The sequence below is a fragment of the Culicoidibacter larvae genome, assembly GCF_005771635.1.
Lineage (GTDB): Bacteria > Bacillota_I > Bacilli_A > Culicoidibacterales > Culicoidibacteraceae > Culicoidibacter > Culicoidibacter larvae.
This window is the reverse complement of sequence record NZ_VBWP01000001.1, coordinates 435,104-452,967: the sequence shown is the minus strand read 5'-3', so window position 1 is coordinate 452,967 and position 17,864 is coordinate 435,104. Positions and strand designations below refer to the sequence as shown.

Below are 17,864 nucleotides of genomic sequence, written 5' to 3'. Positions count from 1 at the left end.
GACTTATACAGTCTCCCTGTTTATTAATCCGTTACTCCTAAGATGTCATTAATAACACTCTTATACAAAACAGCTTTAGCGCCGTAAATTGCCTGAATGCCACCTTTCACTTCCAAGACAGCAGTTGCACCAATCTTAGTCAGCCCATCTTTCTTAACTAACGAACTATCCTTGACACTCACTCGGAGACGAGTAATGCAGGCGTCAACATCTTCGATATTCGCCGCCCCACCGAGCGCTTCAATAATCTGCACTGCATCTGCTTCCAGCTCGCTCTCGCCACCTTCATTCATAACCTCAGCCTCATCTTCAAACTCATCATCATCTCGGCCTGGAGTTTTAATATCAAACTTGGTAATTGCAAAACGGAATACAAAGTAATACAATACGCCCCAAATCAACCCAATAGGCAATTGTAGCAACCAGTTAGTTTTCTCATTCCCTTGCAGGACTCCAAATAGAAGGAAGTCGATTAAACCGCCAGAGAAAGTATTACCAATAGCAATGTTGACAATATCAGCAATAAAGAACGATACCCCGTCTAAAAAAGCATGAACAACATAGAGCACCGGTGAGACAAATAGGAACATAAATTCAATAGGTTCAGTAATGCCTGTGATGAATGAAGTTAATGCTACCCCAAGGAATATCCCGGCATATTTTTTCTTGTTCGGACTTGTAACACAATTATACATTGCCAGACATGCTGCCGGCAAGCCAAACATCATTGTTGAAAAACGACCAGCGAAGAATCGTGTTCCTTCAGTGAACAAGCCAACGTGGTTAGGATCGGCAAGTTGGGCGAAAAAGATTTTTTGGGCACCAACAACCTGAATCCCATTAACAATTTCCACACCACCAAGTTCAGTGTACCAAAACATCGGATAAATAATATGATGCAAGCCAACCGCCCCACATAAACGCATTAAGAATCCATAGAAGAATGTACCGATAGGTCCAATACTGGCAATCCAGTTACCGATCAATACTAATCCATATTGCAGTGGCGGCCAAATAAGATAGAAGGCAACCCCAATGACAATTGCAGCTACGGATACCACAATCGGCACAAAGCGGGAACCACCAAAGAACCCTAATACTTGTGGCAATTGGATATTATGATAACGATTATGTAAAAACACTGCCGTTAAACCAATTACCAAGGCCCCGATTACTCCGGTATCAATCGCCGTACCTTCAGGCGAAAAAATTGATACTAAAGCAGCTGTGGTTGCATTAGCAACAAGAAAACCAACAACCCCGGCAAGCGCTGCGGTCCCTTTATCTTTTTTAGCTAAACCAATACACAATCCAATACATAACAACAAAGCCAAGTTCGCGAAAATAACGCTCCCGGCTGCTGACATAACTTTAAATATTGACTGTAATAAGTCATTATTTAAAATTGGATACAACTGCACTGATGCTTCTGATGACAAGGCGCCACCAATTCCCAATAAAAGCCCTGCTGCCGGCAATATCGCAATCGGCAGCATAAAAGCCTTCCCAATTTTTTGAAAACTCTTAAACATTTCAGTCTTCACTTCCTTCCAAAACTTTTACAAAGCGGGCAGTAATCTGCTGTGGTCGGGTAATCGCCCCGCCAACAACTGCACTATATACTCCGCATTCATCATATACCCTGCGCAAATCCTCTGGTGTATTAATTTTTCCCTCAGCAATAATTGGCACCTGTAACTCAGTAACGCATCTTTTTAACAAGGCAAAATTTGGACCATCAAGCTGCTCAGAATACGATGTATAACCGCATAACGTTGTTGACACCACATCAAACCCAAGTGCCTGAGCTGCCAAACACTCCTCAAACGTTGAACAATCGGCCATCGCCAGACGACCGCCAGCATGAACTAATGCCAATAAATCAGCAAGTTGCGTACCATTCGGTCGCGGACGTTTGGTAGCATCCATCGCAATAATGGCACAGTTTGTTTCCAACAATTCATTGACCTCAAATTCAGTAGCGGTAATAAAGACCTCACTATCTTCATACTTGCGTTTTACAATGCCAATAACCGGCAAACTGCAAATCCGCTCAATCTCTAAAATATCAGCCTTCGATTGCGCTCTGATTCCAGCCGCTCCACCAAGTTCCGCAGCTAACGCCATTCGCCCCATAATTAGACTCGAATGCAACGGTTCTTCCGGCAGCGCCTGGCAAGATACCACAAGTTTATTCTTAATCTGTTCTAACATATTATTTCCTCAGTTTCTATAAAATTACCAAACCATTTCATAACGCGTTATAGTTAAAATTATAAAGCCCGCCAACTCAAAGTCAACAAAACCCGACAATTTAGAAACTGCTTTCAAAAATAGTAAAATCGCCCTTATATTTATCTGCTTCTGAAATCTCTTTCGGAGAAAAACCCATAAGAAAAAGACTTTGCCAAAGGGCAAAGTCTTTTTCAAAAGTTTCTCACAATAATTTTTCAATATCTTTGGTCATTTTTTCCGGCTCAGTTTGTGGTGCAAAACGATCAGCAACATTACCATTGCGGTCAATTAAAAACTTAGTAAAGTTCCATTTAATTGCTCCGCCAAACATTCCGCCTTTTTCTTTAGTCAGATACTTATAAAGCGGATCGGCATCATCACCATTGACATCAATTTTAGCAAACATCTTAAAAGTTACTCCATAATTCAGTTTGCAAAATGATTCAATTTCTTCATTGGTTCCAGGATCCTGATTTTTAAATTGATTACATGGAAACCCCAGAATTTCCAACCCCTGATCTTTATATGTTTCATATAGTTTTTCAAGTCCGTCAAATTGCGGCGTAAAACCACACTTGCTGGCAGTATTAACAATCAATACTACTTTACCTTTATAATCAGCAAGACTCACATCATGTCCTGCCGAATCTTTTACTGTAAAATCATATATAGACATATCCATTCCTTCTTTCTTCACTATTAAGTATACTCCAACATCACAATTACAACACGCAAAGCGCTCGCTTATTTCCAAGGTTCTCCCATGAAAAATTGCAGTGCTTTCTGCACCTGTACATCCCAGTACTCCCAAGTATGTGCGCCCGGTCCCTCATCATACAATACATTCAAGTCCGTTTCATTGATAATAAAGTCACGGAAATTAATATTTTGTTGATAAAGAAAATCTTCAGTTCCGCAAGCCTGATACAAGCGCGGCTTATACTCAGCGCTCATCGTCTTCGATTTGGCCACGGCAAATAAATCATTTTCACTACCAATAAAATCTTCCAAACTACCAAAAGTATTCATCTGCTCCTGCCGCAACGCTTGCAGCATTGCCGCTACTGCCGGGTCAGCGCCTTCCGGCACCTCTGCCTTCAAATGTTCAGCAATATCCAAAGCACCGGAAAAACTCGCTGCCGCCGCAAAACGCTCCGGGAAATTCAGAGCCAGCTTCATCGCGCCATAACCGCCCATCGACAAACCGGCAACAAATGTCTCGCTCCGCTTCTTACTAATCGGAAAATAGTGTTCGGCAATCTTTGGAACCTCATGAGCAATATAATCCCAATATCGATAACCATTCTGCATATTAGTATAAAAGCCGCGATAGCCATTAGGCATCACCACAATCAATCCAAGCTTCGCAACATAACGTTCAATCGCACTCCGCCGTGTCCAAGTACTATCATCATCCGACAACCCATGGAGCAAATACAAAACCGGATACGTTTCCCGCTCAACGCTACCCGCCATACCAATTCGATGCTTACCCGCTTCCGGCAACAACACCGTCATCGACGTTGAAATTCCCAGTACATCCGAGAAAAATTCACATGTAATTCTAGCCATCAAAACCACCTCATTTTTAGTATACCACTTACGTGAAAAAAGAAAAAGGCAAGCGGAGCTAAACTCCGCTTGCCTTTCAATTTCTACCCAAAAGCAATTACTTATTCATCCGTTTTTTGATTAAAGCTTCCCCTTGATCTGAAAGCACCAAATCATTTTCTGCCAAAATAATAGTCGCCAGATTATCCGGATTTATCTTTACCGGCAGAGCAGCACCAAAAGGATATCTGTCTAAAAACTGAGTTAATTCAGCAATACCGATTCCACCACGCTGTATGTAGCCTTTTTCAACTAACTGCCCATGCACCGGTACATCAAGCACCATCATTAAGGTAACACCATTCCCTTCGTTACCGCTCCCGGTTTCCCACCATTTCACCGTTGCCACAACCTCGGTATCGCAAGCAGTCACTTGCGTCTTAGCTTGGCGATGTAACAGCACTAAAGCAAAAATCGCTATCAACAAAATAATGGCACTCATCAAAAACCACAGCAAATTCTGCCCTTCCGTTGCATATGGCAGCAAAATAAGCGTACTGGCTAATGCTAAAATCCCTGTCAAAATCATCAAATTTGCCTTTGTATTATTTTTCATGATAACAACTCCCCTAAAATGAATAAACAGTTGGGCAAGTATGCTCAACTGTTTCAGTTAAAATGTAATATCATCAGCAACTGCTTTTAATGTCTCTGGATCATAAATAATATGCAGTGGTGCGCCCGGTTCAAACTTAGCTAAATCATGTACATGAACTTGCATCACAACTTTAGTGGTTGCCTTACCACCAAGCGGCAACTCTACCTCAACCGTAACTCGCACATTTACGGTCTTGTTCGCCCACAAGCGTTCAACCTTATATCCTTGAACATATGCTACTGCACGAACCCCGGTTACACTTAAATCAACTTTTTGTCTTTCACGAATCATTGGCCCAAAGTTAAAGCCAATATTAGCCGACAAAGCCAAAGTAATTAAAAAAATCGAAGGCAAACTGAATAAAATCATTTCATTGCCAATCATCATGTTATAAACTGCAATACCCAATAAAATAACCAGCAACACGGTTATTACTATCGACATTACAAAACGTCCCTTATGCATGCATCAAAACTCCCTAGAAAATATCTCTGCTTATTATACCACAGGCCAATTTCAGAGTAAAATCAATCCTCAACCAATGCCGCCTTAATCAATTCAGCATTTTTATTATTCATCACCAATTGATTATCAGCCAATACAATTGCCGAACCATCCATTAAGCTGATGAACACCTCGATCTTTTCCCCGGCGTAATATTGATTGCAAAACTCCCGGAAACTGCCCTCGTCGCCGAGCCAGTTTCCTGCGTAGCCTTTTTCTACAACCCGGCCATCAACCGGAATTTTCAGAACTAACTCAAGTACTCGCCCGGTTAATTTTGTTTGCGGACGAATCGCAACAATCTCAGCCAGCACTTTGGTATCCGCATTTTTTAATGTACGTTTTTCATGACGCCGTTCCATCACATAAACTGCCAGTGCCGCAACCATTACCACTATCGGAATTTCCAACAACAAATGTCCCCAACCGGCAATATTCCAAACCGATGCCAAAATCGCAATCGCGGTACCAAAAAATCCGGCACCGGCAATAATTAAATACCATCTTGATTTACTCATGAATTGCACCTCATTCAATCTAAGTTTCTTACCCTTATATTATACCAATAAAAAACAGAGAAACAAAGTTTCTCTGTTTCAACCATATTAATCCTGAATAATCGCCTGCACGCGGCCAACCTGACCATCAGCCAAACGCACCTTAATTCCATGCGGATGAAACCCGCTCTTGGTCAAAATCTGCGCCACTTGACCGCGGGTAAGTTTACCGCTGCGTTGATCAAGCTTCAAAACTATATCTACTGTTGCACCGATTTTAATATCGCTGCGATTCTGTCCATTCATACACTTGCTCCTAACAAAATTTTAGTTAATGAAACAACAAAGGCCTCATCCTGCTCCTTGCTTCGCTTCGCCGGACCACGCAACCTACCACCGCTCATCCGAATTTTCTTGGCCGTATACCGCGCCTGCAATAAAGAATCAATATTGGCATCACTATAAACCATACCATCCTGGCTGATTGGCACCCCGCGCTTGGCCAAACACATTGCCGCCAAACCATAATCCTGAGTCACAATCACATCGCCCGGAGCCACCATATTCACCAAAGCATAATCAACACTGTCGGCACCCTTTGAAACGGTAATTGTCCGCGCCCCATCCTTTTCAAATATATGAGAGGTATCACAAAGAATAATGCACTCCACCTGAAATTTCTTAGCCGCCGCCACTGCCTCATCCACAACCGGACAACCATCAGCATCAATAAACACCTTCATCTGTGCACCTCCTTTTGGAAAAAAATAAATAATCAGCTTTAGATAACTAAAGCTGATTATACCACTTCAACCTCAAAATAGAAACTGCTGCATACCCTTATCAAAAATAACACCGCCAAGTTTGATGCCATTTAGATAAATCGTTTCGCCGCATCTGTCGAAACAAGAAAAGCACCCCAGATTGGCTGGGGTGCTTTTCAAATTTTATTCACCAAAAGTATATCCGGCAAATATTTCAAGTCCTTCCTCATTTAAAACCTTACCAACCACTTGCGGCTGGTGCGGGCTCTTAGCAAAAACCTCTTCGCAACTAATCATAATGTTGCTGCCGGCAATTTCTGCCAATTGCGCATGTGACACACTATATACTAGCTTGCCCAAACTCGACCAAACCATCGCGCCGCTGCACATCACACAAGGCTCGCAACTTGTATATAGGGTATATTCCGACAAATCGAAGATATCATTTTCACTACAATAATCACTGATCAAGCTCAACTCCGCATGGCGAGTCGGATCGCTATTGCTAAAAATATTGTTGGCAGCCCGCATAACCACCGCGCCATCTTTCACCAAGATGGCACCGAACGGTTCATTCCCGGCAGCGCGCGCCTCGCGCGCTGCCTCCAGTGCCTCACTCATAAATTGTTCATCCATAATTAGTTACCTCCTAAAATAGTATAAACCGCAAACACCAGAAACCCGGATATTGCTACAAAACATATTACCAACACAATTCGATACATCAGCCGATTCTTCCCAAGCTTCATGTTCCTGCGAAACGACACCTTCTGATTATCACGCCAAAAAATAAACGGTTCAACCGTAATAAAACAACGCACTAGTTCCACTAGTAACAGAACCAGCATTAAACTCACAGCCAGCCAAATAATCATTTGCATGTTCTCCCTTTTGAAAATTCAGAAAAAGAGCTGAGGTCAGCTCAACTCTTTTTAATCTTTATACTTAAAATCGCCCTTATTCAACCAGACGTAAACGACACCAATCAACAAGCCACCACCTACTATATTACCAAGAGTGGCAAACAAGAAGTTAGACAGCAGTGCCATCAAATCAAAACCGGCAAAGTTATTAGCAAAGAACACGGTTGAGAACGCTGAAAAGTTAGCGATAACGTGCTCAGAACCAAATAATGCGAAGATGAATACGATAAATACTAATGAAGTCACTTTCGCCATATCATCTTTCAAATTCAGCGACACGATAACCGCTGTGTTTACTACAAAGTTAGCAATAATCCCTTGGAGGAAAATATCCATTGGTGGCTTAGCAAGCTTCGCCGCCACTGCACTAGTAGCAAATTCGCCGATACTTTCGCCCCATGTACCAGAATATACAATCAATGCCGACATCGCTATTGCACCAACAAAGTTCCCGATATAGCAAAGCACCAACACTTTCGCCGCCTTGCTCGGTTTAACAACCTTACGCGTCAGCTTTGCCGAAAAGTACATCGCATTAGAAGTAAACAGCTCTGAATTCATAAACAAAATCATAACTAAGGCCCAACCAAAGAACAAAGCATACATTAATTTCCCTAGCGAATGGGTTGGATCAACATGGTTCACTTTCTCGCCGACCATAAATGCCATATTCGTTGCCAAAGTTAAAAATGCCGTTGCCAGCATCGCACGCACAAAATAGCGTGACGGACTTTTATCCGCCAAATCAACTTTCTTTAACACTGCCTGTTCCAGTTTATTCATCAATGATTGTGATTCTGCTGCCACTTACATGCGCCTCCCTAAAATAAAACATTTCCTATATTAACCGATAAATTATATCATTTTAGCTGGTTTTATTCAAGGGGAGAAAAGGGAAAAAGCGGTTTGCCACTGGCAAACCGCTTTTTAAAATTCTACCTATACAATATTATTCACATCTTTGCGTTGCTTGAATAAACTTACTAGCGCTTTTAGATTGAAGAGATACGGTACTAAACTTAATCCTACAATAATGACCAGAGTGACGAATGCTCCGTACGAAGAAAGCAGTCCGGCAATAAATGTTCCGATAAAAAATAAGAAGATAATAAGAGCATATTCAAGAATAGTTTTATACTTCTCTACTTTTTTTAAAATTGTGACCTCAAATAATGCGGCATACATGTTTTTGAGATTTCCGGTCATAATATTATTATTGAGATCAAGCTGATTGATTTTTCTGAAGAAACATAGCCCTACACCAGATACAAAACTGAGCAACAATATACTGAATAATGGTGTTATTGTATTGATGAACAATAGGTTAATCCATATTGGAGCAACGAAAACGGTCCATGTCAGAAAAAATTCTATTTGTTTGTTCTTCACTTTACTAAGCAGCCAAGGGGCTAGAAAGCAACCAATACCGAAACCGCTGAAAATCATAAGATTGGTAAGTAATCCGGCACTAAAACCTTGTGATAACTTGATTCCCAGGTTGACTAGATTGCCGGTTTGCGGACTTACCAGACTACTGTTTTCAAAAAGCAATGAGTATGCATTAATATAGCCTAGAATAAATGTTGAAAGACAGGTTATAAATGTTGCTTTTGAAGAGTTGCTACTTAAGAACTTCATAGTTCGTCAGCACTATCTCTCTTTTTTCTATTGCAGCCTTTGCTTCAGGTGATGTTAGAATATCGAGTTCATGAACTCGCTCATAAGCATAACTTGATACTGCCAACAGATGATGGTCTACAAAGGCTGGATGGGCATTGATTTCAAACAACTCATCATTGCTTGCGGCAATGCCATCAAGAATAACCTCAAGATTTTCAAATGTTGCCCCGGCTCCATAGAATTGCGGCAGTATTTTGTCCGGCGTCCGAACCGGCAAGTCTAAATCATTCAGAAATGCTGTTTCCGGACTTCGCGAAGGATTTCTGAGCGGCAAGTTATATTTATCAGCAAGTTTTGCTGCTACCCGAAACAGTTGCTCATTTTTACCATGAACATTATGATGTGAATCAATATGATCCGGTCGCTTCCCGCTTTTGAAGAATTGGACAATCTGTGCATCCCATTCTAAGTAGACTTCATCAATATTGACTTTATCTACAAATGTATTCTGATTCCAAAAACACCCTTCTTCATCTACTAAAGAGGAGATTAGATGAAGCGGTAAAATAGGTTTTCCCTTATTTAAAGTTAGGGTTAAGTGAACACCTATCGGTAATGTTGGTGCACAAATTGTCGCAATCTCCATTGCCGGTAAAAAAAACTCTGAGACTGTCAATGCGGTGGTAGACGTTACTACACCATTTTTATGCGCCTCGATAATCCCTTGTGTTACAGCCGGTGTATAACCAAAATCATCGGCATTAATAATTAGTTTTTTAACATTCATATGCTGTCCTTCTTCCTAATGTGATTCCAAACGGTTACTCATTATAAAACCGTTTCTGCTTACTCTGCATTTGCTTGTACAGTATTCTCAACTGCCGCATTTTCTGCTTCAGTTTTAGCTTCTGCATCTGCCATTTCTTTAACAGCTACTCTATCATTCAATTTGACAAACGGAATGTATACTAATACTGATACGGCAATATTGACAACTTGCAGAATAGCACCACTAATACTGCCACCAGTCGCCAAGAAGCCACCAATAATAATTGGCATGTTCCACGGTATCATTGCTACCGTTCTTGGTACCAAACCAATCTCAGTCGCTATCCAAGCAATAATGACACACAGCACCGGTGTCAATAAGAACGGAATAAGCAGCATTGGATTTAAAACTACCGGCATCCCATACATAATTGGCTCATTGATATTAAACAAACCACCTGGTGTTGAACCAATAGCCAAATCTCGCGAAGCCTTATTTTTACTGGCAATTAAAATTGCAATAATTAATGCTAACCCTACACCGGTACCACCCATACTAACAAAAGCATCAGTAAATGAGGTAGTAGCAATATTCGGAATTGGATTGCCCGCTGCAAAAGCGGCAATGTTTGCTTCCATGTTCGGTAACAACATACTATTAGTCAAGCCACTCAAAACATTGGTACCATGAATACCGAAGAACCATAAGAAACCACGAGCAAACATAAGCAAACAAACTGAAATTAGTGAATTACTCATTTCCTGGAATGGTGCCTGAAGTGTCTTATACATCAACTCAGCCACTGATAAACCGCCAGTTAAACTAAATGCCACTGCTGCTATAAGTCCTGCAGCAGTAAAGATAACAATTGCCGGCACTAAAGCGATAAACCCTTTAGAAACTGCTGGCGGAACCCCCTCAGGCATTTTGATAGTCCAGCCACGCGAAACAATAAAGCGGAATACCTCAATAGCCAGAATACTGGAAATCATTGCCAAGAATAATCCCTTTGCACCAATCCAGTTGAACAAGATTGCTGAACGATCTTCAGTCATTGCAGATAAAATTAAGAAAGTAATTGCCGCCATAAATGAAGATGTAAAACCATCTAACTTATAGCTGCGCCCAAGATGATACCCTAATGACAAGGCAACTAATAAACCAAGAATACCCATAGTCATGTTCTGAATCAGAACACCCGGAAGCATCCAAACTTCACCAAAGGTTGCCGTCATGAATTCTTGGAATCCTGGTACCGGAAAAGTATTTACCAATACCGCCAATGAACCAATAATTAATGGCGCCATCAATGTAGAGAATGCATCACGAATTGCTGCCATGTGCCGTTGCCCACCTATTTTTGCTGCAATCGGCATCAAAACTCTTTCCATTAAGTCGAAAAATTTTTTCATAATCGAACTTTACCTCCTTTGTCAGTATTAATGAATCTCACGAACATCGCTGCCGTTCATTGCCTCCGTTGCCCATATCTCAATATTCATTTTTCCTAATACTGTATACTTCAATCATAGAATAATCGGAGCAATTTACAATAATCTGAATTGTCAATTATACTGGTATAGTTCTTCCCGCTAAGTGCTCAACCTCTTGATATATATAGCGAAGCGCCTGCTGCAACTGTTCCAAAGAAACTCGCGAAACACTTACCCTAACACTATTATCATAATGATCTTGATGATAATAAGCCTGCTCATTGGAAGCAATATGAATATCTTTTTTCTTCAAATTTTCAATAACGGTTTTCACTTTTATTTCAGGATGAATCCGCAAGGTAAAGTAATAGCCGGACTCTGCGCCGATTACTTTTACCAACTTATTGTCCCAGTCAGCGGTCACCGCTGAAACAGCTTGTAATTTCTCATCAATTTGCTTTGTCTTTTGAACAATATGCTTCTCGTATATCGCCGAGCTGATATACGCCTCCCATGTTGCCTGCGAAATAAGCGACGGGATGTAATACGAATAATGCGACGTTCGTCGCCCGGCAATCTCTTCAAAAGTCTTCTTGAAGTCATCAGGAATAACCACTAACCCGATTCGGATGAGCGGAAACACTTTTGTATTACTACGTAAATAAATACAATTTTTCTGGTACGAAAAATAATACATTGGTACATACTGCGGTAATTTGTGGGTACCACCAAAATAATCATCCTCAATAATGTAAACATCATAGCGCAAAGCCAGCTCCATAATTTTCTTCCGCTGCTTATAACTATAACTTGTTCCTAAGGGATTATGATTTCTTGGTGTCGTATAAAAAAACTTAATATCCTCATGCTTAAAGTAATGTTCCAGTTGCTTCAAATCAACACCATTTTCATCACGAGCAATCGTTAATACCGGCACATCGCTCAGCTTTAAAAACCGAATATAATGCGAATAACTCGGCTCCTCAACCAAGATCGTTTTTTTACCATTTGGAAAAGGCGCCTCAGTAAACAACACCAGCATCTGGGTAATTCCCTGCACCAAATGAATATTTTCCAGCTTAGTATACACGCCATCGGCAGCCAGCTGCTGCTGCAAAACCGGATGTAAAGACTTTAAACGCACTGACTCATCAATGGCATATTTAGCATATAATTCGACTGCTAAATTCAAACAATGCTTGATATCAAAAATCTCAAAAGAATCAATCAATGGATTGGCAGTATCTAAATAAATACTCTCACTCTCATGCTGCTGTCTAAGAAAATTATCAGCCACATAGTAACCGCTCTGCGGCTTAGAAAAAATAACATGCTGCGACAACAATAACTCCAGTGCCTTAATAACTGTCCCCTTACTGCAGTCATATTTTTTCGCCAAAGCAATAATTGACGGTAGTCGCTCCCCCTGTTTCAATCGTTTATCAACAATATCTTTCCTCAAATCCCGATAAATACGCTCATATAACTTCATAGCCATCTCTCCAAACGTTTATCTACCATCATTGTATTACTATGTTGTTATATAATATATCCCCTGTACTTATAATTGTACCAGTACAGTTTGCAAAAAGCTCTACCATTATACTGTTATTCACCATCAAAAAAACGCCCCTAAGGACGTTTTAAAAATATTTTTATTCATTAATCGCTTCCACACCTTGTCGCTTAAGCTCCTCCAAGTGATCAAGCATCTGTTGCAGCACCTCCGGTGCGTGCCCTTCCCAGTCTACGACTTCAGCAACAACCTTCAACGGGAACTTTGTTCGATACGAACGCGTCGGATTTCCAGGGAATTTCTGATCCGTCAAATTCGGATCATCTTCAAAACTCCCGGTAGGCTCTACCTGAAAAATCCGCCCCGGACCATCGCCTATCGCGAGTTCCGCGCCCCAAACCGCCGCGTCCATTGTAGCTGTCATATAAATAAAGTTAGCTTTCTGCTGCTCACCATAATTCGACCGGAAGCCTGGTTCCAACAAATCACCCGGCTGCAAATCCGCCTTAGTGCCATGATAAAATGGCCCAGCATCCAAAGTTTCCAACTCAACTATCTTATTACTCAAATCAACCAATCCTTTCAATAATCAGAAATTCATTATACCAAAAGATACACGTTAAGCAAGCTAATTACACCATTCCACGCAAAAAAACTACCAAACTTTACAAGCGTTAAAATCTTTGATAAACTTAAAGTAGAAGACAGTTTCAATACTTCTTAAAACCTAAAAAAGGAGACCGCTTAAGGCGGTCTCCTTTTCAAATTTCTCCTAATCCATATAACGCTTATTCATTTTTGAACGGAAATATATCAACAACATTGCCAATCCAATAAAGAACATACCCATCGGCACCCAGTTAGTGCTACCGGTCACCGGCAAGGCATCAACAACTGGTGCTTCACTAACACGAACTTGAATAGTTGTATTCAGATTAGAACCTTGATATCTGATAGTTACTGAATATGTGCCAACACTGGCTTTAGCAATTAATTCACTAGTTTCAGCAGTTAATGGCGTTAGAATCGCATTATCACTAGTATCCCAAGCTTTGGCATTACTGCGAGTTAATATTTCTTGCTCTAAAGTACCATTCTTAATAAATGCTTTCAAATCATTTATATTAATTGTAATATCCTCTGCGTCAATCTGCCATACTCCGGTTGCAGTTAAATCCTGCCACTGCGCCTTTAACTCAAGACCTCCGGCCGGCATTGTCAATAGACCACTATAGCATACGCCATTAACATCCGCCCAACCTAAGAATTTGTAACCAAACCGGGCTGGTTCTGTAATCGTATCTAAGTCAACAGCTGTATCTGTCGGCTGAATAATATCAAGCGGTTGAGTAGCAATGTCCCCACCATTAACATCAAAAGTGATTGTCTGATTTTCAGCAGTAAACTGAGCAAATAATTGAACATCTGCTGCCGGCATTTTGTTGTTAGCAAAGTTCCATTGGTTTCCGCCACTTGCTGCATCAAACCAACCATCAAAAGCATATCCCGGCTTACTTGGTATTGACGGTTCAATTGCCAGCGAGTCGTAAACAACTGTTTGAGTTGTTGTTTGACCATCAGCTTGCAACGTCATTGTATAACTATTAATAGTAAACTGAGCGAATAATTGAACATCTGCCGCTGGCATTTTGTTGTTAACAAAATCCCACTTATTGCCACCAGTATCAGCATCATACCAACCAGTGAACGTGTATCCGGTTTTAGCCGCATCCGCTGGCTTTGTAGCTGTACTATCATATACAACTTGTTCACTTGCCGGCTCAGTTCCTTCGCCACCATTTGTCAAAACATCATAACTAAGCGTATATTGATTAATGCCATACTGAGCATAAACAGTAGTATCAGTGATTCCCGCAATATACGGGAACGTTACAACGCTACCGCCACTCGCAGCATCATACCAATCATGAAAAGTATGGCCGGTCTTAACCGCGACCGGAGCACTAGCAACTTGCTCACCTGGATATATCTTAACTGTCGCTGAACTTGCAACACCACCTTGAGCATCAAAGACAATTGTCACAGGCGTAATAAGTCCGGCATGAATTCGTTCACAGTCTGTACTGCTTGGCACGATTGCTGTCACCTTTGCATGATCAAAAGTTGCTGAACTCACTGCCATACTTCCACCCAGAGCAACTGAGCTAAAACGCATTGAATCATCAGTTGTTGGATTTAAGAATACAATATCCACATTTGTATTCTTATCCAGTCCCATAAATTCATAACGGCCAATAACACCGTTGATTGTCTGCGTTGTTGTTCGGGCAATTTCTGTTGCTGTCCCAGTTTCATAGGCGATCACAATTACACCATTACGCCCAACTTCACCACTATCCATCAAACCATTACGATTGCTGTCATTGAACACTTGCCCTTTAACTACACCAGTCTTCAAACGAATTGCCACCGGTTCACTCTTCGATGCTCCCTCAGTACCTAACACACTGCGATAAAGCAAAGCATTATAAATATTTACGCCGCCAGCCTGAGCATCAGCTGTTGAACTATCCATTTCGATTTCAAAAGTAATTTCATCAACGCCACCATCAGGTATTGCATCAGTCGTTACTACACGGATAGAACGAATTGCCGTCTTATCGGTAATTTGTTCCCAAGTTTTCCACACTGCAGAATCAAAGTCGTTTGTATAACTCGTTGCATAACTCACTGTATACGCATAATTATTAGTGCTGGTGTCTATAGCCTTATTAAGTAATACATCCCATTCAAAGTTTTGCTGTTGGTAATCATTCCCAGCGTTTTCTCCGGCTTTTGGAACCGGAATTATCGCTTTGTATCCATTCACATTTTGACCAGAATTATTTATTACTGATAATTTATACATAGCAATACCGCTAGGATTTAAATCTAAAATTGTTTCGCCACTGTCATAATCATATGTGGTCCAAGCACCGCTGTTTAAGTTAGCACTGGTAGCACCGGCAAAATCTGCCTGAGCCAAGTTGGTCAGCACTCCACGCTCAACAATCAGCTCTTGAGTCGCACTGCGCAAACTGCTTACATCATAAATATCATACTGAGCAAATCCTCGTCGTGTATGCGACATAAATACTTCTATATCTCCATTTATTGGTTCGGCAAAAATGATTTTATTCATATCCACAGAATAGTTTCCTGCTGACTTTTTACTAGTCAAATTGACAGAGTATGCTATCTTAGCCGGATAATACCAATGTGCGTCAGGAATGTTAATGCGATACACTTTTTTGCCACTATTATCAGTGAATGTCGATATAACTACATTATTTTGCGCCTCAGAAAACTGAGTGCCATCACTATCAACTAATGCAAAAGTAGCGATATCGAATTCGAATGCATCTGCCTCGCGCAAGAAGAAATTGATTCCATCAATATTAGAAACAAACGTTGTTACGGCTTGTTGAGCATCCCATGCAAAAGAACCAGATAGTTTTGTTGTACTGCCGCTTAAAGTAGTTGCATTAAGGCCGCCAGCTTCATACTGAGCCCGCCCATTTGCTTTATATGTGTGAGTAAGTGTAACACTATTTGCAGTAGTGTCAATATCTTCGCCGCTTTCTTCACTAACAAGTTGCAAAGTTGATACTGCTGTTGCGCCATCAACAGCACTAGGCAATACTACTCCGGAATAACTACTAACATTAAAAACATTCCCTCGATATCCTTCTTCGGTTCGGAAATTACCATTAATCTTTTCTTCGGTCCAAACAAAGGTTTTAATATACTCGCCTGCATTTGGTGTAATATCAGAATCCGCTAAAGTAATATTATTTCTAGCACTGCCACTAATGTCCGCAATTGTAAAACTTCTGCCATCCGTTGTAGTACCATGAATATTATACATTTTACCGCTGCCGGCATTAATTCTTAAACTTGTAACACCCATGTACACATCATCAAAGGTAAGTTTAAATATTTGTCCGGTTACTGCATCAATCTGCGGATTACGAATAAAAATACGCCCGAGATTAACATGTTCTGAGTCAGCATTTAGCAATGAAATACCATCATTAACAGCACCAGTCTGCGCTAAATTCAGAAATGGATCAATAACAGTCAATCTAAGCACCTGTGACTGGTTGCGAGTAAATGTCGCCTGATCATATGGTTTCACAACTTGCTCAGTAGTTTTAATTTCATATACATGCCCGGCAACATGATTACTGGCATTATTAACATTAAAAGTCAGCGTAATATTCCCTGTAAGCTGTTTTGTATTATTATAACGCAATGTTACATAATTTAAAGCCGCGTTGCTGGTTTCCACCGTCGCCTGAATTGAACTCTGCCCTAAACTTCCATCTGCCGTAATATAATCAAGTTCCTTAGGATAAGAAAATTTAATATCATAGTACTCCATCCTAGCAGTAGCAAAATCCCGTGGCGAAGCATCAAACTGTCCAGCATTTGTCCGAATACTTGTTAATTGATCTGAATATACTGTCTGAGTGATTGACCGCCAATAGTTGGGAACAACTGTCTGAGCAACAGTCAGTTGTTCCAGTTTTTCCTGCTCAATAATAGTCGCGCTTTTCTCACTGGTTACTGTTACAGCATCATTGACAACAAATGCCGAATTATTATTAACTCCATACGTTGTATCCAAACGAACAGTAAAGCTTAATGCCGCATCTGCTGTTTGATTGGTAAATTCATAAATAATTGTTCCTGAAAAAGCATTTCCATATCCATTCCATGACGATGCACTTTTTGGATTTGGTGTATAGCTAATGTTTGTTACAAAATCTTGTAGGTTTTTAGGTAATGTAGCACTATCAAAGACGTAATTACTCCCGCTTTTCTTCAAACCAGGTACACTTTGAAAATAAAATTCTTTTGCCAACTCAATTGTAACTTTTTTCCCATTACTGGTTACATCACCAAAAGCTGCATTGACTGCTATCGTCATATCCTTGTTAACAATTTCGTTGCTTGCAGTCGTTAATTGAGTCGTCCCGCTTAAATCAATACCATTATATTTAGCAAATTCAGCACTTGATAATACATGACTTCCATTTACTCCGCTGAGACGCTGAGCTGGTTCCGGCTCTGCATCCTGGTTATCTGTTGAACTCCCATTCTCGTTAATAACCGTATCTCCTGTTTCTTCGACTTTGATGTTCTCAATACTTTCTACATTATCATTACTTGCGGTTGTTGCAAATACCTGCATGTTTACTGAACAAACCATTAAAAGTACTGCTAGTCCTGTTGTCGCTATTACTTTTTTCCACTTGTATATCATTTTTAGTTTACCCCCTAGTAAAATAAGTTTATACATTAATTCTAACAAACTCCTCTATCCACTCAACATATTTTCCCGATATTTTTGTGTCCTTTTGTGTTCTCGTAAGAAAGACTGGCAACACT

The 17,864-nt window shown here is 40.6% G+C and carries 17 protein-coding genes; all 17 read right to left on the bottom strand.

Annotation, left to right across the window (positions count from 1 at the left end):
* Nucleotides 1-23: 23 nt before the first annotated feature.
* The 17 genes from FEZ08_RS02385 to FEZ08_RS12520 all read right to left on the bottom strand — a co-directional run bounded on the left by FEZ08_RS02385 (nt 24) and on the right by FEZ08_RS12520 (nt 17,739).
* Nucleotides 24-1,532 (bottom strand): PTS transporter subunit EIIC, encoded by a 1,509-nt coding sequence (locus FEZ08_RS02385; protein WP_138190098.1) that lies wholly within the window; start codon nt 1,530-1,532, stop codon nt 24-26.
* 1 nt (nt 1,533) lies between these two features.
* Nucleotides 1,534-2,214, bottom strand: coding sequence for an N-acetylmannosamine-6-phosphate 2-epimerase (locus FEZ08_RS02380; protein WP_138190097.1), 681 nt, complete (start codon nt 2,212-2,214; stop codon nt 1,534-1,536).
* A 223-nt stretch (nt 2,215-2,437) separates the two neighbouring features.
* A complete protein-coding gene (locus tag FEZ08_RS02375) occupies nt 2,438-2,911 on the bottom strand; it encodes a glutathione peroxidase (protein ID WP_138190137.1) in 474 nt (157 codons plus the stop codon).
* Between the two features lie 68 nt (nt 2,912-2,979).
* Nucleotides 2,980-3,807, bottom strand: coding sequence for an alpha/beta hydrolase (locus FEZ08_RS02370; RefSeq protein ID WP_138190096.1), 828 nt, complete (start codon nt 3,805-3,807; stop codon nt 2,980-2,982).
* Between the two features lie 97 nt (nt 3,808-3,904).
* Nucleotides 3,905-4,402, bottom strand: coding sequence for a hypothetical protein (locus FEZ08_RS02365; RefSeq protein ID WP_138190095.1), 498 nt, complete (start codon nt 4,400-4,402; stop codon nt 3,905-3,907).
* A gap of 57 nt (nt 4,403-4,459) precedes the next feature.
* Entirely contained in the window at nt 4,460-4,888 is a 429-nt protein-coding gene (locus tag FEZ08_RS02360) for a hypothetical protein (protein WP_138190094.1), read from the bottom strand.
* A gap of 83 nt (nt 4,889-4,971) precedes the next feature.
* Entirely contained in the window at nt 4,972-5,466 is a 495-nt protein-coding gene (locus FEZ08_RS02355) for a hypothetical protein (protein WP_138190093.1), read from the bottom strand.
* A gap of 87 nt (nt 5,467-5,553) precedes the next feature.
* On the bottom strand, nt 5,554-5,751 hold the full coding sequence (locus FEZ08_RS02350; protein ID WP_138190092.1) for a YwbE family protein: 198 nt from the start codon (nt 5,749-5,751) through the stop codon (nt 5,554-5,556).
* A complete protein-coding gene (locus FEZ08_RS02345) occupies nt 5,748-6,188 on the bottom strand; it encodes a YaiI/YqxD family protein (protein WP_138190091.1) in 441 nt (146 codons plus the stop codon). Before FEZ08_RS02345 ends, FEZ08_RS02350 begins: the two co-directional genes overlap by 4 nt.
* A gap of 204 nt (nt 6,189-6,392) precedes the next feature.
* Nucleotides 6,393-6,845, bottom strand: coding sequence for a nucleoside deaminase (locus tag FEZ08_RS02340; protein ID WP_138190090.1), 453 nt, complete (start codon nt 6,843-6,845; stop codon nt 6,393-6,395).
* Between the two features lie 296 nt (nt 6,846-7,141).
* On the bottom strand, nt 7,142-7,939 hold the full coding sequence (locus tag FEZ08_RS02335) for a formate/nitrite transporter family protein (RefSeq protein ID WP_138190089.1): 798 nt from the start codon (nt 7,937-7,939) through the stop codon (nt 7,142-7,144).
* A gap of 132 nt (nt 7,940-8,071) precedes the next feature.
* A complete protein-coding gene (locus tag FEZ08_RS02330; protein ID WP_138190088.1) occupies nt 8,072-8,770 on the bottom strand; it encodes a YoaK family protein in 699 nt (232 codons plus the stop codon).
* Nucleotides 8,754-9,539 carry a carbohydrate deacetylase gene (locus FEZ08_RS02325; protein WP_138190087.1) on the bottom strand — a complete coding sequence of 262 codons (786 nt, stop codon included), beginning with the start codon at nt 9,537-9,539 and terminating at the stop codon, nt 8,754-8,756. The genes FEZ08_RS02330 and FEZ08_RS02325 overlap by 17 nt, the downstream gene beginning before the upstream one ends.
* Nucleotides 9,540-9,598: 59 nt before the next feature.
* On the bottom strand, nt 9,599-10,933 hold the full coding sequence (locus FEZ08_RS02320; RefSeq protein ID WP_138190086.1) for a PTS sugar transporter subunit IIC: 1,335 nt from the start codon (nt 10,931-10,933) through the stop codon (nt 9,599-9,601).
* 157 nt (nt 10,934-11,090) lie between these two features.
* The gene (locus FEZ08_RS02315; RefSeq protein ID WP_138190085.1) at nt 11,091-12,446 is read right to left on the bottom strand and encodes an aminotransferase-like domain-containing protein; all 1,356 of its coding nucleotides are present in this window, start codon (nt 12,444-12,446) and stop codon (nt 11,091-11,093) included.
* A 163-nt stretch (nt 12,447-12,609) separates the two neighbouring features.
* Nucleotides 12,610-13,047, bottom strand: coding sequence for an NAD(+)--rifampin ADP-ribosyltransferase (gene arr, locus FEZ08_RS02310; protein ID WP_422386940.1), 438 nt, complete (start codon nt 13,045-13,047; stop codon nt 12,610-12,612).
* Between the two features lie 195 nt (nt 13,048-13,242).
* On the bottom strand, nt 13,243-17,739 hold the full coding sequence (locus FEZ08_RS12520; RefSeq protein ID WP_171014888.1) for an InlB B-repeat-containing protein: 4,497 nt from the start codon (nt 17,737-17,739) through the stop codon (nt 13,243-13,245).
* Nucleotides 17,740-17,864 lie beyond the last annotated feature (125 nt).